The sequence below is a fragment of the Pandoraea cepalis genome, from assembly GCF_902459625.1.
Lineage (GTDB): Bacteria > Pseudomonadota > Gammaproteobacteria > Burkholderiales > Burkholderiaceae > Pandoraea > Pandoraea cepalis.
The window spans coordinates 401,450-423,936 of the sequence record NZ_CABPRY010000001.1 but is presented as its reverse complement, the minus strand read 5'-3'; the positions used below and the strand labels follow the sequence as shown (position 1 = coordinate 423,936).

Genomic DNA, 22,487 nt, shown 5'->3' with positions numbered 1-22,487 from the left:
CCATGCTGGAAATTCACGCACTCAATCAGTACTACAGCGGCAGCCACATTCTGCGCAACGTGGAGTTCACCGTGCCCGACGGCCAGCTCACCGTGCTGCTCGGGCGCAACGGCGTGGGCAAGACCACATTGCTCAAGTGCCTCATGGGCGTGGTGCCGGTGAAGTCGGGCAGCATCGCGTGGCGCGGCACTGCACTGACATCGGCCCCCCCGTATGCGCGCGTGGCGCATGGGCTGGCGTATGTACCGCAAGGACGCGAGATCTTCCCTCGTCTCACTGTCGAAGAGAATCTGTTGATCGGTGCGGCGAGCCGTCCCGCGCGCGAGGCCAAGCGCGGCGTGCCCGAGCACATCTACGAACTGTTCCCCGTGTTACGCGATATGAAGCAGCGGCGCGGCGGCGACCTGTCCGGCGGGCAACAACAGCAACTCGCCATCGGACGCGCGCTCATGAGCGACCCGCAACTGCTGATCCTCGACGAGCCGACCGAAGGCATTCAACCGTCGATCATCAAGGACATCGGGACAACATTGCGGCGTCTGGTCGACGAACGCGGCATGACGGTATTGCTGGTCGAGCAGTATTACGACTTTGCCCTGCAACTCGCGGATCACTATCGCGTGATGAGTCGGGGCGCCATCGTGGCGAGCGGCCTGGGCAAGGACATGGAAGCCGACGGCGTACGGCATCAGGTGGCCGTGTGAAACAGAGGCGGCAGGTTTCGATGTCGCGCGCTGGCGGCGCGTGCTAGATTCGCGCCATCCATAGCCGAACGATTTTCATGAATTCTCTGCACACGCCCAGCGCCGGCTGGCACGCCGCGCTGACGCTCGGCTTCGCCCGTCACGAAGCACGCACCGTTCTCGCCACGCGACGCCACCACGGCCCGCTCGTCGTCCAGAAGTCGCTTCATCCGGAAGGCCCCGGCATTTGCCATGCCGTGGTCGTGCATCCGCCCGGCGGGATTGCGGGCGGCGACACGCTGTCCATCGACGTCGAGGTCGGTGAGAACGCGCACGCGGTATTGACCACGCCCGGGGCGACCAAGTGGTACAAGTCGCAAGGCCGATTCGGGACGCAGGACATCCGCCTCAGCGTGCGCGACGGCGCGAAGCTCGACTGGTTGCCGCTCGAGAACATCGTGTTCGAGCATGCGGATGCGCGCCAATGCATCACCGTGAAGCTTGGCGAGAACGCGTCCGTCATCGGCTGGGACGCCACGCTGCTTGGCCGTCAGGCGGCGGGTGAGCAGTGGACGCACGGTCAATGGCGCGCGCGCTTCGAACTGCGAGATGCGACGGATCGTCTGCTGTGGGCGGAACAGGCCGTGCTCGACGCCGACGATGCGCAACGCACCGGCACCACCGCGCTTGCGGGCTTCCCGGTCTTCGCCACGCTGTGGGCCGTCGGTGCCGCTTGCACACGCGAGCTGGCCGAGTCGCTCGCCCAAGGCCTGCCGTTCGACGACACACTGCGCGCGGGGATCACGTGCCTGCCGGGCAACGTGCTCGTGCTGCGCGTGCTCGGACACGACATGGAGACGGTACGGCGGTTGCTGGTCTCGCATTGGCTGACGCTGCGCCCGCTCGTTCACGGCGTGCCCGCGGAGCCGCTGCGACTCTGGGCGACGTGAGACGGCTTCCCTCCCGTCACGCGCACCACACGCACCACACGCACCACACGCACCACACGCACCATAACGGTGACGCGCGCGATGCCGCGTCACCCTCGCCGGCCCGATTTCGCACCAATGCTGGGCTTCCCTCCCCGTTTTCGCCACTTCCCGTTGTCGTCGGCATCGCCGTCGCCGTAGCCGTCGCCACGGCACGTTGCGCGTGCGTGCGCCCCATCCCATCAGCCTCGTGACCCGAAGCATTGCCGGGCACGATTCCTGCTAGATCACTGTATCGACCGGTCAGACCAGATGTGCCGGCCGCCGGAACACTCCTGTTACCGGAATGCTTCGCCCCCCTGATCCCCGAGGTTGCCTCTATGCTGCCGTTCATTCGTAGTGCCTTCTCTCACGACACCGTTGCCGCCACGCTCGGCGCACGCGCACGGACCCGTCGCGCTTTCACCACGCTGATGCTGGCCGTGAGCGCAATCACCGTCTTCGCCGTGGCGGTGCCGCGCAGCGCGCATGCCGACGGACTCGACGACATCGTCAAGCGTGGCACCCTGCGCGTGGCCGTGCCGCAAGACTTCCCGCCGTTCGGCTCGATCGGCGCCGACATGAAGCCGGTCGGCTACGACATTGACGCTGCCGCCTTGCTCGCCAAGGGCATGGGCGTGAAGCTGGAACTGGTGCCGGTGACGAGCGCCAACCGCATCCCCTACCTCACGACGAACAAGGCCGACCTGGTGATCTCCAGCCTCGGCAAGAGCGCCGAGCGCGAGAAGGTCATCGATTTCTCGCAAGCGTATGCGCCGTTCTACAACGGCGTGTTCGGGCCCAAGGATCTCGCGGTGTCCAAGCCCGCCGACCTGTCGGGCAAAACTGTCGGCGTGACGCGCGGCGCCGTCGAAGACATCGAACTCTCGAAGATCGCCCCGGCCGACGCCACGATCAAGCGCTTCGAAGACAACAACGGCACGATCTCGGCGTTTCTCTCCGGGCAGGTGCAACTGGTCGCCACGGGCAACGTCGTGGCCGCGGCCATTCTCGCCAAGCACCCGCCCAAGTTGCCGGAGCCGAAGTTTCTCATCAAGAACTCGCCGTGCTTCGTCGGCCTGAACAAGAACGAGCCGCGCCTGCTCGGCAAGGTCAACGAAATTCTCGCCGCTGCGAAGAAAGATGGCGCGCTGAGCAACATCTCGCAGAAGTGGCTCGGCATGCCGCTGCCGACGAATCTCTGATCTTGACATCCCGCCCCTCGCGACTCCTCACCGGCTTCACATGCATTACGTTCTCGATTTCGCCGATCTGCGGCAATACCTGATGCTCTTCGTGCGCGGCGCCGCGCTCACAGTTGTGCTCACGGCCGTGTCCACGGTCGTGGGTGTGAGCGTCGGCGCGCTGTGCGCCGTCGCCCGCGAGGAAGGCGCGGCGTGGCTCAAAGCCATTACCGGGCTGTACGTCGAGCTGATCCGCAACACGCCGTTCATCGTGCAGCTCTTCTTCATCTTCTTCGGACTGCCGAGTCTTGGCATTCATATCGACGAGACGACCGCCGCCGTCCTCGCCATGAGCGTAAACCTCGGCGCATACGCCACCGAGATCATTCGCGCCGGCATGCGCGCGGTGCCGCGCGGTCTGTCTGAAGCGGGACTGTCGCTCGCCATGACGCGCGCTCAGATCCTGCGTCATGTGATCTTGCCGCAGGCGTTTGCCAAGGTGTTCCCCGCACTCGCCAGCCAGATCGTGATCGTGATGCTGGGGTCGGCCGTCGTCTCGCAGATCTCCGTGCCCGATCTGTCGTACGCCGCCAACTTCGTGCAGTCGCGCACGTTCCGGGCGTTCGAGAGCTATCTGATCGTCACCGCCGTGTACCTCGCGCTCGCGATCGCACTGCGTCGTGTGCTGATGCGCTGCGCACGGCGCCTCTTTCGCGGCACGGTCAACGTCAAGGCAGGTGCCCGATGATCGAGTTCTCGACGTGGGACATGCTGCGCGGCCTGCTGCTCGCGGCACGCTGGACACTCGCCCTGTCGGCCATCGCCTTCGTCTGCGGCGGCGGCGTCGCCCTGATGTTGCTTGTCGTGCGCGTTGGACGCGTTTCCTGGGCAGCACGCGCCGTGGCGTTGTATATCGAAGTGTTCCAGGGCACGCCGCTGCTCATGCAGTTGTTCCTGGTGTTCTTCGGCTTGCCGCTGCTCGGCCTCGACGTCTCGCCCTGGGTCGCGGCGGCCGTGTGCCTCACGCTCTACACGAGCGCCTATCTCACGGAGATTTGGCGCGGCTGCGTCGACGCGATTCCGCACGGCCAATGGGAGGCCTCGTCGAGTCTCGCCATGCGCTACCGCGAGCAACTGCGTCACGTGATCTTGCCGCAGGCGCTGCGCATTGCCATCGCGCCCACGGTCGGCTTCTCGGTGCAGGTCGTCAAGAGCACGGCGCTCGCGTCGATCATCGGCTTCGACGAACTCACCAAGACCGGCACCATGCTCACCAACGCGACGTTCCAGCCGTTTACCGTGTATGGCCTCGTCGCGCTGTTCTACTTTGCTGCCTGCTATCCGCTGTCGCTGTGGGCGCGTCATCTCGAAAGGAAACTCCATGTCGCTCATTGAAGTCAGGGGCATGCAAAAGCGCTTCGGCGAAACCCCCGTGCTCAAGGGCATCGATCTGGACGTCGAGCGCGGTCAGGTCGTGTCGATCATCGGCAAGAGCGGGTCGGGCAAGAGCACATTGCTGCGCACGCTCAACGGCCTGGAGCGGTTCGACGCGGGCAGTGTCGCCGTCGAGGGCGTGCACGTCGGCGCGCGCGACACCGATCTGCGCGCCCTGCGTCTGAAAGTCGGCATGGTGTTCCAGCAGTACAACCTGTTTCCGCATCTGTCGGCCGGCGAAAACGTGATGCTCGCGCAGAAGGTGGTGAAGAAAACCCCTGGCGCCGAAGCGCGCGACGTTGCCCGCGCCATGCTCGACAAGGTGGGATTGGCCGACAAGTTCGACAGCTATCCATCGCAGCTCTCGGGCGGTCAACAGCAGCGTGTGGCGATCGCCCGCTCGCTCGCCATGCGTCCGGCCGTGATGCTGTGCGACGAGATCACCTCGGCGCTGGATCCCGAGTTGGTCGCCGAAGTGCTTGGGGTGCTTGAAAACCTTGCCGCCGAAGGCATGACGCTGATTCTCGTCACGCACGAGATGCGCTTCGCCCGTCATGTGTCGGACCGCGTGGTGTTCATGCATCAGGGCAAGATCTGGGAGTCCGGCGCGCCGGAAACCCTCTTCACGCAGCCGTCGACACCGGAATTGCAGCGCTTTCTCTGCCAATGACGACGCCAATGACCGACACCTGCCGCCGCGTCGTTTCGCACAGTTTTGGTGCGCGCCACGCAGACGGCAAAACCCAGTGGCGCGGACAAGGGCGTGCGCCTATGATGTGCGGCAACGGCGACCGCCCCACGACCCTTTCGCATTGACGTTCCCCCCCGTTCACGATGAAGCTCACTCCGCGCGAAAAAGACAAGCTGCTCATCTTCACCGCCGCCTTGCTCGCCGAACGTCGGCGTGCGCGCGGGCTGAAGCTGAATTACCCGGAGGCCGTGGCCTTCATCAGCGCCGCCCTCATGGAAGGCGCGCGCGACGGACGCACCGTGGCCGACCTGATGCATTACGGCACCACGCTGCTCTCGCGCGACGACGTGATGGAAGGCGTGCCCGAAATGATTCCGGACATTCAGGTCGAAGCCACGTTTCCGGACGGCACCAAGCTCGTCACCGTGCACCACCCGATTCCCTGAAGGGCGCACGCGCGGAACGCCCCTCGTGCAGTGGCGGCCATCGTCGCCATTCGCGCTCGTTCATCGTTGTCCTTCGATTCGAAACCGTTTTTCTATCGTCGACAATCCCATCTTAAGGACGTCTCATGTCAGTGGCCCGCCTCCCGAATGCCCATGATGCCCATGAAGTGACCGTCGCGTGCGCGGCGGATGCTTCCCCGGCCCCCAGTCGCACCTACCGTCGCGTCGTGCGTGTGACGACTGGCCTCGCGCTGCTCGCCGCATCGAGTCTCGCGCTCGCACACCCCGGTCATCCGGGCCATGACGCGGCGGGCAGTTTCGTCGCCGGTTTCGTGCATCCGCTCACCGGTGCCGATCACCTTTGCGCCATGATCGTGGTTGGCTTGTGGAGTGCGCTCACGTCGAAACGTGTCTGGCTCGCCCCGCTGGCTTTCGTCGCCATGCTTGCCGCAGGCGGGTTGCTCGGCATGGCGTATGGCGCGGGGCTGCCGGGCGTGGAGCCGATGATTGCCGTCTCGCTGCTCGTGCTGGGACTCATGCTCGCGACGCGCGCGAATCTGCCCGGCGCAGCGGGGGCCGCCGTCGTCGGCGCGTTCGCGATCTTCCATGGGGTGGCTCACGGTGCGGAATTGCCGGCCGAGGCGAGCGCCATGCATTACATGGCCGGCTTCCTGCTTGCGACCGGCGTGCTGCACAGTCTGGGCATCGTGGCCGGCGTTGCGCTGCGTCGCCGTACCGCGTGGTTGCCGCGCGTGCTCGGAGCGGGCGTGCTCGCCTACGGCGCGGCGCTGCTCGTCGCGGCAGCCTGAGCCGCCAAGGTTGCGCGCATCCTTCAATTCCTCCAAGAGACGCTCATGATTCCCGGAGAACTGTTGCCCGCCGCAGGTGACATCACGCTGAACGAGGGTCGCCCGACCCTCAGCGTGAGCGTTGCCAACACCGGCGATCGCCCGATCCAGATCGGCTCGCATTTTCACTTCTACGAAGTCAACGACGCGCTGCAATTCGACCGCGAAGCGACGCGCGGCTTTCGCCTGAACATTGCGTCCGGCACCGCGGTGCGCTTCGAGCCGGGGCAACAACGCACGGTCGAACTGGTCGCGCTGGCGGGGGACCGACGCGTCTTCGGCTTCGCGGGTCGCGTGATGGGGGCGCTATGAAGATTTCACGCCGCGCCTATGCGGAAATGTTCGGCCCCACGACGGGCGACCGGCTGCGGCTCGCCGACACGGAACTCATCGTCGAGATCGAGCGCGACTATACGATCTACGGCGAAGAAGTGAAGTTCGGCGGCGGCAAGGTGATTCGCGACGGCATGGGCCAATCGCAGCGCACGCGCGCCGACGTCGTGGATACCGTCATCACCAATGCCGTCATCATCGACCACTGGGGCATCGTCAAAGCCGACATCGGACTCAAGGACGGCCGGATCTGGGGCATCGGCAAGGCGGGCAATCCGGACATCCAGCCCGGCGTGACCATTCCACTGGGCGGCGCGACGGAAGTGATCGCCGGCGAAGGCATGATCGTCACGGCAGGCGGCATCGACTCGCACATCCACTTCATTTGCCCGCAACAGATCGACGAGGCGCTGTCGTCCGGCGTGACCACGCTGCTCGGCGGCGGCACCGGGCCGGCGACCGGCACGAACGCCACCACCTGCACGCCGGGGCCATGGCACCTGGAGCGCATGCTCCAAGCGGCCGACGGCTGGCCGATCAACCTCGGCTTTCTCGGCAAGGGCAACGTCAGCCAGCCCGCCCCGCTGATGGAGCAGATCGAGGCCGGCGCGATCGGCCTGAAGCTGCACGAAGACTGGGGCTCCACGCCGGCCGCCATCGACGCCTGCCTGTCGGTGGCCGATGCGACCGATACGCAGGTCGCCATCCACACCGACACGCTCAACGAGGGCGGCTTCGTCGAAGCCACCGTTGCGGCCATCAAGGGCCGCACGATCCACACGTACCACACCGAGGGCGCCGGGGGCGGTCACGCACCGGACATTCTCAAAGTTTGCGGCGAGGCGAACGTGCTGCCGTCGTCCACCAACCCGACGCGGCCGTACACCATCAACACGCTCGACGAGCATCTCGACATGTTGATGGTCTGCCATCACCTCGATCCGGCCATCGCGGAAGACATTGCGTTCGCCGAATCGCGCATTCGCCGCGAAACGATTGCCGCCGAAGACATCCTGCATGACCTCGGCGCACTGTCGATGATCTCGTCGGACTCTCAGGCCATGGGGCGCGTCGGCGAGGTCGTCATGCGAACTTGGCAGACGGCGCACAAGATGAAGGTACAGCGCGGCGCGCTCGGCACCGACTCGGCGCAGGCCGACAACTTCCGCGTCAAGCGCTACGTGGCGAAGTACACGATCAACCCGGCGATCACACACGGCATGGCCCATGAGATCGGCTCGGTGGAGGTCGGCAAATGGGCCGACCTGGTCCTGTGGGAGCCGGCGTTCTTCGGCGTGAAGCCGTCGCTGATTCTCAAGGGCGGCATGATTACGTCAGCGCTCATGGGGGACCCGAACGCGTCCATCCCGACGCCTCAGCCGGTGCACTATCGCGAAATGTTCGGCGCGCGCGCCGGGGCGCTGGCGCGCACGTCGCTCACGTTTGTGTCGCAGGCGGCGTACGATGGCGACGTGGCCGGCCGCTATGGACTGGCCAAGCGCATCGTGCCGGTGCGCAATATCCGGCAGGTGACCAAGGCCAACATGATCCACAATGACTGGCTGCCGCATATCAGCGTCGACCCCGAGACCTATCAGGTGATCGCCGACGGCCAGTTGCTGACCTGCGAGCCTGCGAGCGTGCTGCCGATGGCGCAACGTTACTTCCTTTTCTGACCTATGTCGCAAGCCCCCGAATCGCCCCCCTCGGCGGACAACGCCGCCCCTTCGACGACGCTTCGTCGCGTCGAGAAGCGCCTCGAGGCCGGACGCCTGGCTGCGCCGCTCATGCGGCGTGCCCCGGCGCTCGTGCTGCCGTTCGATGCGCGCAGCAAGAGCCGCCTGCGCGCCACGCTGGAGACCGGCGAAGACGTCGCCCTGTTCCTGCCGCGCGGCACTGTGCTGCGTGGCGGTGATGGCCTCGTGGCCGACGACGGCGGCCTCATTCGCGTGGAAGCCGCCCCGGAGACGGTGCTGCTCGTAACGGCCGCCACGCCGCTCGCGCTGACCCGCGCGGCATACCATCTCGGCAATCGGCACACGCCTGTCGAAGTGGGCGATGGCTATCTTAAGCTCGAGTACGACCCGGTGCTACGCGACATGTTGCTGCGACTGGATGTCGATGTGGCCGAAGCGCTGATGCCGTTCGAACCGGAAGCGGGCGCTTATGGCGGTGGGCACAAGCACGGTCATGACGCGACCTTTGCCGAGGACATGGCGCTCGCCCAGCGCGTGTTCCATGAGCACCATGGCCATTCGCACGACCAGGGTCATGACCACGACCAAGATCAAGGGCATGGGCATGGGCACGCGCATTCGCACGATCACAACCACGACCACGACCACGGTCATGTTCACGGCCCGGGGTGCCATCACGATCACTCGCCGGCTCACGTGCATGGCCCCGATTGCGCCCACTCGCCAAGTCACGTGCACGCCCCCGATTGTGATCACTCGCCGGCTCACGTGCATGGGGCTGATTGCGCGCACTCACACGCCCACGACGTTCATCGCGACCATGTCCATGCGCACGGCCCAGATGGCGTGCATGATCATGCCCGCGCACCGGACGATGCACCTCTTTCTGTGAGTTCGACCAATGACGGCAAGTCTGGCCAGACCGCTCACTGAAACGGTTGCCGCCGCGTCGCTGCAGTCGCTCGCGGCGCTGCTGCATCTCGCCTCCCCGGCGCTGCCCATCGGCGCGTTCAGCTATTCACAAGGGCTTGAAGCCGCGGTCGAACACGGCATCATTCACGATGCCCCGAGCGCCGAGCGCTGGATTGCCAGCCAGCTCGACGGCGTGTTCACGACCGGCGAGATGGCCCTGCTCGCCAGACAGTGGCGCCACTGGCAAGCCGGCGATGTCGCGTCGATCGCCCGTGCGAACGATTGGCTACTCGCCACGCGCGAGGCGGCCGAGTTGCGTGCGGAAACTGAGCAGATGGGCTGGTCACTCACGCAACTGGCGATCTCCCTCGAATGGGGGGATCCGATACAGCGCGAACACCTGTCCTCGCTGCGTCCGATCGCGTTGCCGACGGCCTTCGCCTTCGCGGCGCTGACGCATGGCGCTCCGCTGCTGGACACGCTCGTCGCTTACGCGTTCAGTTGGCTTGAGAATCAGGTGGCCGGCGCGCTCAAGGCCGTGCCGCTCGGACAATTGGCCGCGCAACGTGTGATCGTGGCATTGCGTCCTCGTGTGGTCGATGCCGCGCATCGAGCCGCATCGTTACCTGACGACCAGATCAATACGTTTTCCCCGGCGCTCGCCATTCTCGCGTCGCGTCACGAGACACAGTATTCACGCCTGTTCCGTTCGTGAGACGCGGTACGTCGCGTCTTCAATTTCCGTCATTTCGCTATTTCGTCACCTCCCTTTTTCTCCGCCGCCCACGACATTCGCCATGACGACATCTGCCAACACCCGTCGCACCAAAAAGAATCCGCCGCTGCGTGTCGGCATCGGAGGCCCGGTCGGCTCCGGCAAGACCACCCTGACCGAGATGCTCTGCAAAGCCATGCGCGAGCGCTACGATCTCGTCGTCATCACCAACGACATCTATACGAAGGAAGACCAGCGCCTGCTCACGGTGGCCGGCGCGCTGGCGCCCGAGCGCATTCTCGGTGTCGAGACGGGCGGGTGCCCGCATACGGCCATCCGGGAAGATGCGTCGATCAACCTCGAAGCGGTCGAGCGCATGCTCGAACGCTTTCCCGACGCCGATGTGGTCTTCATCGAATCGGGCGGCGACAACCTCGCCGCCACGTTCAGTCCCGAACTCTCGGATCTCACGATCTACGTGATCGATGTGGCCGGTGGCGAGAAGATACCGCGCAAGGGCGGCCCCGGCATCACCAAGTCCGATCTCCTCGTCATCAACAAGACCGACCTTGCCCCCTACGTCGGCGCATCGCTGGACATCATGCGTGCGGATACGCAAAAGATGCGCGGCATGCGTCCGTTCGTCATGGGGAACATGAGGGAAGGCAAAGGCCTTCAGGAGATCATCCGTTTTATCGAGGCGCGGGGGATGCTGGCTTGAGGTCATGCACGAAGCCGCCGGCCGGGGATACGTCAGTCGTGGAACGGGTAGTCCCTGGGCGGCCAGGGACGACTGACGTTGTGTAATGACAGGATGGTGACCGCGTTCTCCTTTAATCGATAGATGAGTTTGTAGCGTTTATGGGGCACCAACACCCGGGTGTTCCCCGCCCTGTGCGGACGCCCCATCGCCGGAAAACACCGCAGATGCCTAAGCGCGCGCTCCACGGACACATTCAGGTTCAAGGCTGCGCTGGGGCTGGCATTCGACAACTGGTTCCAGAGGATAACGCGTTCGCGCAGGGCATATTCCGACCAACGAATCGTCACACTCACAGCGAATCCAACAGCCTCCGGCGATATTCGGCGAACTGGGCGCTGACCACCTCATCAGGTACCGTGCGCCCGGCGTCGGCGTCCCGCAGCCCCAGTAGGATGCCCACAAACTCGTCGACGTGGATCTCGCTGGGGTCATGCGGGAACTCGAAATACGCTTCATTGAGGTCGACGGAGCATCCGGTCTTCACGACCTCGCTGGGCAGCTTGCGGCCGGCGGCCACGTCGGCAAGTCCACGGATCGTTGCGTCGTAGAGAATCTGCGCTTCTTCTTCAACGCTGAGCGCGTAATGCTCTTTGGGCTCAACGGGCTCAGACGGCTCGAAAGACGTGGAGGGAATGGCATGCACCGGCGCTTGGCGCGCGGCAAGATCGGCGCTTTGATCGACAATTGGCATCGTGACTCCTGACAAGGATTTGGGCGGGGGGCCATTCACACGAGTGTGACCAAATTAATCGTCAGGGATGGGGGAGTCAATCGGGTGGGATTGTTTCTCGGGCGATTCCTAGCCGGATCGCCCGCCTGTCTCAGGTCCGTTTCAGACTACCGCTGCGTCACGGAAAATCCATGCTCCCGCAGCAGTTGCAGCACCCCATGCGGGCCGCCGAGATGGAGCGTGCCGATGGCGACGAAGACCGGCTTGCCCGGGTCCGCCAGAAACAGCATGCGCGCCAGAAAACGTCGATTGCGCGAGTACAGAATGCGCTCGTCGATGGCATCGGCCAGTGCCACGTTGCGCCTCACCTGTGCCGCCTTGCTCTGCGACCAGTCGAACACCAGCTCGGCATCCCCGGCCCGCCACAGGCGATGCAACTCCTCGACCTGCGCCGTTGCCGTTTTGGGTGTGAGCACCAACTCCTGCGCCAGTAGTTCGTTCTGCTGGGCCGACGACAGTCCGGTGAAGGCATCCATCTGCTCCGCCAGCGATTCGAGACCGACGATGCGACCGCGATAGATATTCTCCAACTGGTTCTCGGTGCCGTACTCCGTTTGCAGATCGGCCCCCATCGAATCCAGCGTCTCGACGAGCAGCGCCGCCAGCCAGGGGCGCATGTGACGAATCTCGGCCAGCATCGCCGGATTGCCCTTGAGACGCGCGCGCAGCTTACGCCACAGCGGCCCCGGGATCAGCCTCGGCAGACAGGCGCGTGAGCACATGCCGTACTTCTGCACGTCGTCCTGGGACATCGTCAGGTCGTCGGGCGACAACTCGAACGCCACCACCGACGACACGCGCAGCGCATCGACCACGACTTTGCGAAACGGGTAGTCGTCCGGCTTGCCGACGTGCAGGGTGCCCATCACGTAGATGGTCATGTCGCCCTTGCGGGCTTCGTAGAACGGGAGATTGGCGCCGGGCGGCGATTCGCCCGGCTCGGGCACGACCAGCGGCAACGTTCGCGGCGCCACGGCTTGCGGCGTTACGATCGACGCCGCGTCCAGCGTGATGGCGAACGTCATCAGCAGGCAACCGAGCAGCCAGCCGGCCAATGCAGCGCCCCGACTCACATGCGTCGCGCGTGGTGGTCCACCCAATCTCGTCATCCCTCAATGTCTTCAACCCGATGGCACGCCACCAGACGCTCGTCGAGCTTGCGCAGTTGCGGCACTTCTTCGCGGCAACGGTCTATCGCGTACGGACAGCGCGGCGCAAACGCACACCCCGGCGGTGGCCGCAGCGGCGAGGGCAACTCGCCGGTCAGCGCCATCTTCACGCGCCGCTCGGCGGCCTTGATCGCCGGCGTCGCCGACATCAGCGCCTTGGTGTACGGATGCAGCGGCTTGCCGAACACGGCGGCCTTGGGGCCGTGTTCGACCGCCCGGCCGAGATACATCACCATGACGTCGTCGGCCACATGCTCGACCACGGCGAGATTATGCGACACGAATACGTAACTCGTCGCGTATCGGTCCTGCAAATCCATGAAAAGATTCAGGATCTGTGCCTGAATTGAGACATCCAGGGCCGAAACTGGCTCGTCCGCGACCACGATGGCCGGCGACAGGATCATCGCCCGGGCGATCGCCACCCGCTGCCGCTGCCCGCCAGAGAACATGTGCGGATAGCGCGCCACATGTTCCGGACGCAGCCCCACCGTGCGCATCATCGCCGCGATCGTCTCGCCGCGTTCGGCACGGCTCGCCGAGGTGTTGATGGACAGCGGCTCGTCGAGCGCCTGCCCCACCGTCTTGCGAGGGTTGAGCGACGCATACGGGTTCTGGAACACCATCTGGATCCGCGTGCGCAGCGGCGCCAGCGCCCCCGCCGACGCCGCCGTGGTCTCGGTCGCGTCGACCACGAGTCTGCCGGACGTCGGCGCTTCGATCAACGTCAGCACCCGCGCCAGCGTCGATTTGCCGCACCCCGACTCGCCGACCACGGCCAGCGTACGACCGGCGGCCAGCGAGAACGACACGCCGTTGAGTGCCTTGACCGTGGCCTGTGGGCGCATGAAGCCACGATTGACGGTGTAGAAACGCGTCAAATCGTGGGCGGCGAGCACCACGCGGCTGCCGTCGCGGCCAGCTTCATGTGCGGCCGGGGCCTGCGGCACTCCCGGAGGTGTCGCGAAAACGGTTTCACTCATTGCGCTCCTCCTGTCGTCCGTTCGTCCGCCACCGCATGCGGTAGCGGCTTGAAGCATCGCACCTGGGGCGAGCCCGACGCGTTCGGCCCGACGTAGGGCTTCAACGCCGGGGGCACCGTGCGGCAATGGTCGTCGGCATACGGACAACGCGGCGAAAGCAGACAGCCCGTCGGCCGATCGTCGCGCCCCGGCACCATGCCCGGCAACGTACGCAGTCGCCGCACGCCCCGGTTGTGCTCGGGAATCGCTGCGAGCAACGCCTCCGTGTAGGGATGATGCGGGGCATCGAACAGCGCCGGCACCTGCTGGTTTTCGATCACCTGCCCCGCATACATGACGGCCACCCGGTGCGCGACTTCGGCCACCACGGCGAGATCATGGGATATCAGCACGAGCGCCATGCCGTGATCCTTCTGCAATTGCAGCAGCAAGGCCATGATCTGCGCCTGGATGGTGACGTCGAGCGCAGTGGTCGGCTCGTCGGCAATGAGCAGCTTCGGGCGACAGGCAATCGCCATCGCAATCATCACCCGCTGGTTCATTCCGCCGGAGAGTTGATGCGGATACGCGCCGACCCGGTTCGCGGCATCGGGAATTTCGACCTGCTCCAGCAACTCGACGACGCGATCGTGCAACGCACGTCCGCGCAGCCCCATGTGGCGGCGCAACACCTCAGCGATCTGATAGCCAACGGTGTAGCTCGGATTCAGGCTGGAAAGCGCGTCCTGAAAGATCATCGACACGTCGCGGCCGACGATGCCGCGCCGCTCGCGCGCCGACGCGCGCAGCAGATCGCGTCCGTCGAAGCGTACTTCGTCGGCGCGTACGCGGCCTGGCGCGTCGACCAGCCCCATGAGCGCGAGCATCGTCACGCTCTTGCCCGAACCGGATTCGCCGACCACGCCAAGAATCTCACCCTGGCCGACGTCGAGGTCGATGGCCTCGACGGCGCGTGCGCCGTCGAAGTCGACCGAAAGATTTCGAATGGAGAGCAGGCTCATGCGATTCGCTTCAGTTTGGGGTCAAGTGCGTCGCGCAGGCCGTCGCCGACCAGGTTGATGGCGAGCACCGAGATGACGATCGCAAGTCCCGGCAGCGTCACAATCCACCAGGCACTTTCCATGTAGTCGCGTGCGGAGGCGAGCATCGAGCCCCACTCGGCGAGCGGCGGCTGCACGCCCAAGCCGAGAAAGCCGAGCGCCGCCGCATCGAGAATGGCCACCGAAAAACTCAGCGTCGCCTGCACGATGAGCGGCGCCGCGCAGTTCGGCAACACCGTCGAGAACATCAGTCGCAACGTCCCCGCCCCGGCCATGCGCGAGGCAATGACATATTCGCGCTGCAACTCGCCGATCGCCGCCGCGCGCGTCAAACGCACATACGCCGGCAACGTCACGATCGCGATGGCAATGGTCGTGTTGGCGAGGCCCGGGCCGATCACGGCGACCACGGCCACGGCCAGCAACAGCGACGGCAACGCCATCATCATGTCCATCAACCGCATGATCGGCGTGTCGAGCCAACGTGGAAAGAACGCCGCCAGCAGCCCCAGCAGAATGCCCGGAATCAGCGAGAGCACCACCGACGACAGGCCGATCCAGAACGACAGGCGTGCGCCATAGATCAGACGCGAGAGAATGTCGCGGCCTGCCTCGTCGGTCCCGAGCAGGAACTGAAGGTTGCCGCCGTCGAACCAGGCGGGCGGAATCTTCACGAAGTCGCGATATTGCTCGATGGGGCTGTGCGGCGCGATCCATGGCGCGAAAATCGCCGCCACGAACATCGACAACAGCACGATGGCCGCGGCCGTTGCACCACGGTTCGCGGTGAAGCTGCGCAGGAACTCCCGGAACAAACGCCCACGAGGCGTGGCCGTCACGGCGGCGGGGGACGGCAGCGTAGCCGGTGTATCGCTCATGATTGACGTTCCTCAATGCCGGATGCGCGGGTTGACGACGCCATAAAGCACGTCGACCAGCAGGTTGACCAGGATCACGCCCGTTGCGATGAGCAAAATGCCGCCCTGCACCACCGGATAGTCGCGTCGCAGAATGGCATCGATCAGCCATTTGCCGATGCCGGGCCACGAGAACACGTTCTCGGTCAGCACCGCACCGGCGAGCAGCGCGCCGACTTGCAGACCGATCACGGTGATGACCGGAATCAGCGCGTTGCGCAACGCATGCACGACGATCACGCGCCACGGCGAGAGTCCCTTCGCACGCGCCGTACGGATGTAGTCCTCGCGAAGCACTTCGAGCATGGCCGAGCGCGTCATGCGGGCAATCACCGCGAGCGGCACGGTGCCGAGCACAATGGTGGGCAGAATCAGATGACTCACCGCGGAACTGAACGCCCCTTCGTCGCCCGAGAGCAATGTGTCGATGAGCATGAAGCCGGTAACGTGCGGCACATCGTACTCCACGCCAATGCGGCCGGACACGGGCGTCCATTGCAGGTAGACGGAGAAGAACATGATGAGCAGCAGGCCCCACCAGAAAATCGGCATGGAGTAGCCCGTGAGGGCCGCGCCCATCGTGGTGTGGTCGAGCATTTTGCCGCGCCGCAGCGACGCCGCCACGCCGGCCGGCAAGCCGACGGCGAGCGCGAAGATCATTGCGCACAGGGCAAGTTCGAGCGTCGCGGGAAAGCGGGCGAAGAACTCGTGAAGCACCCCCTCGTTGGTGACGATGGAGCGCCCGAGGTCGCCTTGCGCCGCGTGCTTCAGATAGACGAAATATTGCGTGGTGAGCGGCTGATCGAGACCCAGGCGCTTCATCGCCTCGGCATGCATGACAGGGTCGAGATTTCGCTCGCCCACGAGCACTTCGATCGGATCGCCGGGAATCAGGTGAATGAGCGCGAACGCCAGGACAGTGATGCCGATGAACGTCGGGATCACCATGCCCAGTCGTCTCATGACGAATCTCAGCATAGGAGGTTTCCGTGGGGGCTTCGCGCACCGCCCATCCCCTGTGCGGGGACGGATGGCGCTATGCCGCGTGAATCAATCATGGACGATCCTTTGTCCTGTTGCGGCAGGCGGACTCGGGCGCGGCGGCCGAGTCTGCCTGCGTGATACCGGGATGACGACGGATGGCGACAGGTAGCGACCGACACCCGGCGTCAGCCGGATGCGGTCATCAACGCGCCACGCCGGGTGCCTTACTCCAGCGATACGCCAATGAAGCTGTTGCGGCCGAACGGGCTCAGCTTGAAGCCCTTCACGTTCGTGGCCATCGGCTTGTACTGCGTGGAGTGCGCGATGGGCGAGAACGGCAGTTGTTGCGCGAAGATCTCCTGTGCCTGCGTGTAGAGCTTCGTGCGCAAGGCGACGTCCGTGGTCTGGCGTGCTTGCTTGATGAGATCGTCGAACGGCTTGTAGCACCACTTCGAGAAGTTGTTGCCGTTGACCGAATCGCAGCCGAGCAATACGCCGAGCCAATTGTCCGGATCGCCGTTGTCGCCGGTCCAGCCAATGAGCAACGCGTCGTGCTCACCCGCCTTGGCGCGCTTGATGTACTCACCCCACTCGTACGTGACGATATTGGCCTTCACGCCGATCTTCGCCCAGTCGGCCTGAATCATCTCGGCCATGAGCTTGCCGTTCGGGTTATACGGACGTTGCACCGGCATGGCCCACAGCGTGATTTCCATGTTCTTCACGCCCGCCTTCTCAAGCAGCGCACGGGCTTTCTCCGGGTCGTAGCCGGCCGACTTGATGTTCTTGTCGTAGGACCACTGCGTCGGCGGCATCGGTGCGCCGTTCGACAACTGACCGGCCGAGCCATAGACGGACTGGAGAATCGCCTTCTTGTTGATCGCCATGTCGAGTGCCTGGCGCACTTCCACACGATCGAGCGGCTTCTTCTGCACGTTGTACGCCACGTAGCCGAGGTTGAAGCCGACCTGGTCCGGCATCTTGAGCTTCGACGCCTTGCCCTGCGCCGCGATCTCGGCCTTGATCGCATCGACATCGGCCGGGCGCGGGTAGGTCGTGATCTGGCATTCGTTGCGCTTGAGCTTCTGAATGCGAACGTTGGCGTCGGTCGTGATCGCGAAGATCAGCTTGCTGACCTTCGGCGGCAGACTCGTGTTCCAGTATTCCTTGTTGCCATCGAAGCGCAGCGTGGCGTCTTTCGTATAGCTGCGGAAGATGAACGGCCCGGTACCGACCGGCTTGAGCGCGATATCGCGAGCGTTGTTCACCGCGAGCAACTTGTCGGCGTACTCCTTCGAGAGGATCGATGCGAACGGCATCGCCAGGTTCTGAAGGAACGGGGCGTCGACCTTCTTCAGCACGAAGCGAACGGTGTACGGATCAACGACCTCGATGTGGTCGATATCAGCCTGCAGCCCCATGTCGACGAAATACGGAAACTCCGTCGGATAGGCCTTGCGGAAGGGCATGTCGCGATCGCCCATGCGATCAAAGGTGAACTTCACATCCTCGGCGTTGAAATCACGCGTCGGTTTGAAGTACTCCGTGGTGTGGAACTTGACGCCCTTGCGCAGATGGAACGTGTAGATCTTGTTGTCCGGCGAGATGTCCCACGACTCCGCGAGTGAGGGCATCACGCCCGTCTCGCCCGCCTTGAACGCGATCAAGCGATTGTAGATGGCGTCGGCAGGATCGAAATCGGTGCCGGTGGTGAGCTGGCCCGGATCGAAGCCGGCCGGGCTGCCCTCGGAGCAATATACGAGGGTCTTGTTCGGGATTTCGACAGCTGCGGCGGGCCGGATCACGGCCACACCGGCAAGCAACGTCGCAGCCAAAAGCAAACGCAGGGTGTGAGTCTGTTTCATAGGCTCCTCGGGATCGGGTGTGATGCCCGGCAACGGTCTGTCGCCGAGCCTACCGGGGATATTACTGAAGCTTCCCCCGTGCTACAACACGCCAAATCCCTAGCAAACCGCCTATTTGTGGTGTTTTTGATTAGGAAATCACTGAATTGTGATTAGAATTGACTTCCCATCCGCCCTACCGGTTGGCAAACGATTTCGCTACTCGTTACAGGCCGAGTCGCTGCCACATCGCCTTGGTAGCCGACGCCGCATTGAGGGTATAGAAGTGCAACCCGGGCACGCCCTGCGCGAGCAGCCGTTCGCATAGCGCCGTCACCACGTCGAGCCCGAAGGCGCGAATCGAGTCGCGGTCGTCGCCAAAGCCTTCGAGACGCTTGGCAATCCAACGCGGCACTTCGGCACCGCACATCTCCGAGAAACGCATCATCTGCGAATAGTTCGTGATCGGCATGATCCCCGGCACGATCGGCACGTCGACACCGAGACGCGATGCATCGTCGACGAAACGGAAATAGGCATCCGCATTGAAGAAGTATTGCGTGATGGCCGCATTCGCCCCCGCCTTCACCTTGTGGGCGAAATGCTCGAGGTCCAGGCGCGGCGACTTCGCCTGCGGATGGTACTCCGGGTAGGCCGCCACCTCGATGTGGAACCATTCGCCGGTTTCGGCACGAATGAACTCGACCAGCTCCGACGCGTAACGAAACTCGCCGATTTCCCCCATCCCCGACGGCAGATCGCCGCGCAGCGCCACGATGTGGCGGATGCCGTGTTGGCGATACGTCTGCAGAATCTCGCGGATGTTGTCCTTGGTCGAACCGACGCAAGAAAGGTGGGGGGCCGCCTCCACGCCTTCGCGTTGGATTTCGACAACCGTATCGAGCGTACCCTGCTGCGTGGAGCCGCCGGCACCGAACGTCACCGAGACAAACTTGGGACCGAGCGGGAAGAGTTGCTGGCGCGTGGCGCGCAGCTTCTCCGCGCCCTCCGCCGTCTTGGGCGGGAAGAATTCGAAACTGAAGGAAGGTTGCGTCATGATCGTTCTTTTATCGAGAGAGTCGTTCATGCCGCGCGCGTCGCGTGCACGAAGAACTCCCGGTTGCCGTCACCGCCAGCGATAGGACTGTCGAGCCATGCGGCTACCGTCAGTCCCAGCGTCTCACAGGCGGCGCGGATTTTTGTCTCCACTTGCGCATATTGCGCGGCATCTCGCACCAGGCCGCCGCGGCCAATGTGCTCACGCCCCACTTCGAACTGCGGTTTGACCAGCATCAGCAAATCGCCGGTCGCGCCCAGCAGCGGCGCCACGGCCGGCAACACCAGTGTGAGCGAAATGAACGACACATCCCCGACGATCAGGTCAAAGCCTGCCTCCGGGACAGCCGCCATCGTCGACGCCTGTTCGCCCTGTGCGCCGCCCCCCACCGCCTGCTGCGCCAGGCGCGCATCGAGCGCCTCACGCGACAGATGCCGCGCGTTGATCCCTTCGAGCGATACGAGCCGCGGCTCGCGCGCCAGACGTTGATGCAGTTGCCCGTGACCGACGTCGACCCCGACCACCCGCGTCGCCCCCGCCTGCAAGAGGCAGTCGGCAAAGCCGCCGGTCGACAACCCGACGTCGAGCGCAACGCGGCCGGTGACGTCGAGCCCCGTTTGCGCCAGCGCACCGGCCAGCTTCAGCCCGCCGCGCGACACGTAGCGGTCCTCGCCGGGCAAGCCGTCGGCGGCGGCACGCACTTCCAGATCCTCGTCGCTCGCCACGACCTCGCTGGCTTTCTTCACGGCCGTTTCGGTACCCGCGTAATAAACACGTGCGGCATCGATCAGACGTTGCGCGGCGGTGCGCGATGCGGCCAAGCCTCGGGCGACGAGGGCTTGATCGGCACGAAGGGCTTGCGACATGACAGCGAATTTCCTGCAATACAAGGTCGACGACGACGCGTCGACCGTTACACGTTGGTAGCGCGGTCGCCGCCGAACACCAGCGCCGACAGAATCCACGAGATCAGGCTGTACAGCAGCGAGCCGAAGAGCGCCGCCCAGAAGCCCGAGACTTCAAAGCCCTTGACGACATGCGCCGCCAGCCAGAACAACAGCGCGTTGATCACGAAGATGAACAACCCGAGCGTGAGCACCGTGACCGGCAACGTCAGCACGACGAGCAACGGCCGGAGAAACGCGTTGATCAGACCGAGCACGATCGCAACGACCAGGGCCGTCCCGATGCCCTTGAGCTGAATGCCTGACACAACGTGCGGCAAAACGAGAAGTGCGATGGCATTGATGAGCCAAATCAGCAGCAGACGCATGGCAAGCTCCGAAGAACAGGCCGATGCGGGAGGTCAGTCCCGGCACCGGCAGTGACAAAACCCAACGCGGCGGCGTACGATGCCGCCGCGCAAAACCGCTGCCCGTCACCCGTGCCTTGCAGCGCACTGGCGACGGTCGGCAAGACACGTTATTGATGGGTAGCGATCGCTACCGATCAATAACGGTAGTGCGCCGGCTTGAACGGACCGTTCTTGTCAACGCTGATGTAGTTTGCCTGATCGTCGGTGAGCACCGTCAATTCGGCGCCGATACGTCCCAGGTGCAGGCGCGCGACCTTCTCGTCCAAATGCTTGGGCAGCACGTACACGCTGTTCTTGTACTTGTCGCCATGCACGAACAACTCGATTTGCGCGAGCGTCTGATTGGTGAACGAGTTGCTCATCACGAACGACGGGTGGCCCGTGGCGCAGCCCAGGTTCACGAGGCGGCCTTCCGCCAGCAGGATGATGCGCTTGCCGTCCGGGAAGATGATGTGATCGACCTGCGGCTTGATGTTTTCCCACTCGTACTTGCGGGTCGACGCCACATTGATCTCCGAATCGAAGTGACCGATGTTGCACACGATGGCCTGGTGCTTCATGGCCGCCATGTGGTCGTGATCGATCACGTGGAAGTTGCCCGTGGCCGTCACGAAGATGTCGGCCTTGTCGGCGGCGTATTCCATCGTCACCACGCGGTAGCCTTCCATCGCGGCCTGCAACGCGCAGATCGGATCGATTTCCGTGACCCACACCGTGGCGCCCAGACCGCGCAGGCTTTGCGCGCAGCCCTTGCCCACGTCGCCGTAGCCCGCCACGAGGGCGATCTTGCCGGCGATCATCACGTCGGTCGCGCGCTTGATACCGTCGACCAGCGACTCGCGGCAGCCGTACAGGTTGTCGAACTTCGACTTGGTGACCGAGTCGTTCACGTTGATGGCCGGGAACGGCAGCGTGCCGTCCTTCTCCATCTGATACAAACGGTGCACGCCCGTGGTGGTTTCTTCGGTCACGCCCTGGATCTGCGCCAGGCGCTTGCTGTACCACTGCGGATCGATGGCGATGTGGCGCTTGATCGATGCGTACAGCGCGACTTCTTCCTCGTTGGTCGGATTGCCGACGACCGACAGATCCTTCTCGGCCTTGCTGCCCAGAATCAGCAGCAGCGTGGCGTCGCCGCCGTCGTCGAGAATCATGTTGGCGAACTCGCCGTTCGGCCATTCGAAGATGCGGTGGCTGTATTCCCAGTATTCGTCGAGCGACTCACCCTTGAAGGCGAACACGGGGATCCCGGCGGCGGCGATGGCCGCCGCGGCGTGATCCTGCGTCGAGAAGATATTGCACGAGGCCCAGCGCACTTCGGCGCCCAGGGCGGTGAGCGTCTCGATGAGCACGCCCGTCTGGATCGTCATGTGCAGCGAGCCGGCGATGCGCGCGCCCTTGAGCGGCTGGCTGGCCTTGAATTCGGCCCGCGTGGCCACCAGACCCGGCATCTCGCTCTCGGCGATGGTCAGCTCTTTGCGGCCCCAATCGGCCAATTTGATATCGGCAACATGGAAATCGGAGAATTTTGAATCGACTACGGCGTTCATCACGCCTCCTTTCTCTAAAAGACTAGATAGTTGGGACGTGAGCGCCGTTCTTGGGGCCCACACGCCATGCGCTCCGGAAGTAACCGGCGGCCGGCGGGGCCAATAGGAAGGATCTTGAGCCTGGCAGCACCGTGGCTGTCGCAACGCTCCTCAAGACCCCGGCATTGTAGCAAAACTGATGCGCGCCGTCGGGGCAAGGGCGACGCCCGAAGGGATATTTTTCG

24 protein-coding genes, 1 pseudogene and 1 riboswitch are annotated in these 22,487 nt (G+C 64.3%); of the genes and pseudogenes, 13 read left to right on the top strand and 12 right to left on the bottom strand.

Annotation, left to right across the window (positions count from 1 at the left end; genetic code table 11):
* Window positions 1-2 precede the first annotated feature (2 nt).
* The 13 genes and pseudogenes from urtE to ureG all read left to right on the top strand — a co-directional run bounded on the left by urtE (window position 3) and on the right by ureG (window position 10,632).
* A complete protein-coding gene (urtE, locus tag PCE31107_RS01865; RefSeq protein WP_017234029.1) occupies window positions 3-704 on the top strand; it encodes an urea ABC transporter ATP-binding subunit UrtE in 702 nt (233 codons plus the stop codon).
* 77 nt (window positions 705-781) lie between these two features.
* A complete protein-coding gene (locus PCE31107_RS01860) occupies window positions 782-1,633 on the top strand; it encodes an urease accessory protein UreD (protein WP_150606130.1) in 852 nt (283 codons plus the stop codon).
* 452 nt (window positions 1,634-2,085) lie between these two features.
* The gene (locus PCE31107_RS01855) at window positions 2,086-2,856 is read left to right on the top strand and encodes a transporter substrate-binding domain-containing protein (RefSeq protein ID WP_130027659.1); all 771 of its coding nucleotides are present in this window, start codon (window positions 2,086-2,088) and stop codon (window positions 2,854-2,856) included.
* A gap of 40 nt (window positions 2,857-2,896) precedes the next feature.
* Window positions 2,897-3,583 carry an amino acid ABC transporter permease gene (locus PCE31107_RS01850; RefSeq protein WP_150606128.1) on the top strand — a complete coding sequence of 229 codons (687 nt, stop codon included), beginning with the start codon at window positions 2,897-2,899 and terminating at the stop codon, window positions 3,581-3,583.
* Window positions 3,580-4,230, top strand: a complete 651-nt coding sequence (locus PCE31107_RS01845; protein ID WP_150606126.1) for an amino acid ABC transporter permease — start codon at window positions 3,580-3,582, stop codon at window positions 4,228-4,230. Before PCE31107_RS01850 ends, PCE31107_RS01845 begins: the two co-directional genes overlap by 4 nt.
* Complete coding sequence (locus PCE31107_RS01840) at window positions 4,217-4,939, top strand: amino acid ABC transporter ATP-binding protein (protein ID WP_017234024.1); 723 nt, start codon at window positions 4,217-4,219, stop codon at window positions 4,937-4,939. The genes PCE31107_RS01845 and PCE31107_RS01840 overlap by 14 nt, the downstream gene beginning before the upstream one ends.
* Window positions 4,940-5,103: 164 nt before the next feature.
* Window positions 5,104-5,406 (top strand): urease subunit gamma, encoded by a 303-nt coding sequence (locus PCE31107_RS01835; RefSeq protein ID WP_017234023.1) that lies wholly within the window; start codon window positions 5,104-5,106, stop codon window positions 5,404-5,406.
* Window positions 5,407-5,639: 233 nt separating this feature from the next.
* A complete protein-coding gene (locus tag PCE31107_RS01830) occupies window positions 5,640-6,215 on the top strand; it encodes a HupE/UreJ family protein (RefSeq protein ID WP_150606850.1) in 576 nt (191 codons plus the stop codon).
* Window positions 6,216-6,260: 45 nt separating this feature from the next.
* A complete protein-coding gene (locus PCE31107_RS01825; protein ID WP_130024590.1) occupies window positions 6,261-6,566 on the top strand; it encodes an urease subunit beta in 306 nt (101 codons plus the stop codon).
* The gene (gene ureC, locus PCE31107_RS01820) at window positions 6,563-8,263 is read left to right on the top strand and encodes an urease subunit alpha (protein WP_017234020.1); all 1,701 of its coding nucleotides are present in this window, start codon (window positions 6,563-6,565) and stop codon (window positions 8,261-8,263) included. The genes PCE31107_RS01825 and ureC overlap by 4 nt, the downstream gene beginning before the upstream one ends.
* Window positions 8,264-8,266: 3 nt before the next feature.
* Window positions 8,267-8,980: pseudogene (ureE, locus tag PCE31107_RS23585) on the top strand (urease accessory protein UreE); the annotation flags it as partial.
* Window positions 8,981-9,185: 205 nt separating this feature from the next.
* Window positions 9,186-9,911: an urease accessory protein UreF gene (locus PCE31107_RS01810; protein ID WP_150606122.1), complete on the top strand. Its 726-nt coding sequence runs from the start codon at window positions 9,186-9,188 to the stop codon at window positions 9,909-9,911.
* Window positions 9,912-9,993: 82 nt separating this feature from the next.
* Window positions 9,994-10,632, top strand: a complete 639-nt coding sequence (ureG, locus tag PCE31107_RS01805) for an urease accessory protein UreG (protein WP_150606120.1) — start codon at window positions 9,994-9,996, stop codon at window positions 10,630-10,632.
* Window positions 10,633-10,664: 32 nt separating this feature from the next.
* On the opposite strand, the gene PCE31107_RS01800 is transcribed toward ureG, so the two are convergent.
* The 12 genes from PCE31107_RS01800 to ahcY all read right to left on the bottom strand — a co-directional run bounded on the left by PCE31107_RS01800 (window position 10,665) and on the right by ahcY (window position 22,263).
* Window positions 10,665-10,967 carry a type II toxin-antitoxin system RelE/ParE family toxin gene (locus PCE31107_RS01800; RefSeq protein ID WP_165385220.1) on the bottom strand — a complete coding sequence of 101 codons (303 nt, stop codon included), beginning with the start codon at window positions 10,965-10,967 and terminating at the stop codon, window positions 10,665-10,667.
* On the bottom strand, window positions 10,964-11,365 hold the full coding sequence (locus PCE31107_RS01795) for a hypothetical protein (protein ID WP_150606118.1): 402 nt from the start codon (window positions 11,363-11,365) through the stop codon (window positions 10,964-10,966). The genes PCE31107_RS01800 and PCE31107_RS01795 overlap by 4 nt, the downstream gene beginning before the upstream one ends.
* Before the next feature lie 146 nt (window positions 11,366-11,511).
* Window positions 11,512-12,477: a TraB/GumN family protein gene (locus PCE31107_RS01790; RefSeq protein ID WP_150606116.1), complete on the bottom strand. Its 966-nt coding sequence runs from the start codon at window positions 12,475-12,477 to the stop codon at window positions 11,512-11,514.
* 32 nt (window positions 12,478-12,509) lie between these two features.
* Window positions 12,510-13,556: a peptide ABC transporter ATP-binding protein gene (locus tag PCE31107_RS01785; RefSeq protein ID WP_246181682.1), complete on the bottom strand. Its 1,047-nt coding sequence runs from the start codon at window positions 13,554-13,556 to the stop codon at window positions 12,510-12,512.
* Window positions 13,553-14,557 (bottom strand): ABC transporter ATP-binding protein, encoded by a 1,005-nt coding sequence (locus PCE31107_RS01780; RefSeq protein WP_150606114.1) that lies wholly within the window; start codon window positions 14,555-14,557, stop codon window positions 13,553-13,555. Before PCE31107_RS01780 ends, PCE31107_RS01785 begins: the two co-directional genes overlap by 4 nt.
* Window positions 14,554-15,474, bottom strand: a complete 921-nt coding sequence (locus PCE31107_RS01775; RefSeq protein WP_130024583.1) for an ABC transporter permease subunit — start codon at window positions 15,472-15,474, stop codon at window positions 14,554-14,556. The genes PCE31107_RS01780 and PCE31107_RS01775 overlap by 4 nt, the downstream gene beginning before the upstream one ends.
* Window positions 15,475-15,486: 12 nt before the next feature.
* Window positions 15,487-16,491, bottom strand: a complete 1,005-nt coding sequence (locus PCE31107_RS01770) for an ABC transporter permease subunit (protein ID WP_017234011.1) — start codon at window positions 16,489-16,491, stop codon at window positions 15,487-15,489.
* 230 nt (window positions 16,492-16,721) lie between these two features.
* Window positions 16,722-18,362 (bottom strand): ABC transporter substrate-binding protein, encoded by a 1,641-nt coding sequence (locus PCE31107_RS01765; RefSeq protein ID WP_150606112.1) that lies wholly within the window; start codon window positions 18,360-18,362, stop codon window positions 16,722-16,724.
* 205 nt (window positions 18,363-18,567) lie between these two features.
* On the bottom strand, window positions 18,568-19,398 hold the full coding sequence (gene metF, locus PCE31107_RS01760) for a methylenetetrahydrofolate reductase [NAD(P)H] (RefSeq protein ID WP_017234009.1): 831 nt from the start codon (window positions 19,396-19,398) through the stop codon (window positions 18,568-18,570).
* Between the two features lie 26 nt (window positions 19,399-19,424).
* The gene (locus PCE31107_RS01755) at window positions 19,425-20,264 is read right to left on the bottom strand and encodes a TlyA family RNA methyltransferase (protein WP_150606111.1); all 840 of its coding nucleotides are present in this window, start codon (window positions 20,262-20,264) and stop codon (window positions 19,425-19,427) included.
* A 47-nt stretch (window positions 20,265-20,311) separates the two neighbouring features.
* A complete protein-coding gene (locus tag PCE31107_RS01750; protein ID WP_017234007.1) occupies window positions 20,312-20,671 on the bottom strand; it encodes a phage holin family protein in 360 nt (119 codons plus the stop codon).
* 176 nt (window positions 20,672-20,847) lie between these two features.
* The gene (gene ahcY / locus PCE31107_RS01745; protein ID WP_130024579.1) at window positions 20,848-22,263 is read right to left on the bottom strand and encodes an adenosylhomocysteinase; all 1,416 of its coding nucleotides are present in this window, start codon (window positions 22,261-22,263) and stop codon (window positions 20,848-20,850) included.
* A gap of 32 nt (window positions 22,264-22,295) precedes the next feature.
* Window positions 22,296-22,421: riboswitch (S-adenosyl-L-homocysteine riboswitch) on the bottom strand.
* Window positions 22,422-22,487: the final 66 nt, after the last annotated feature.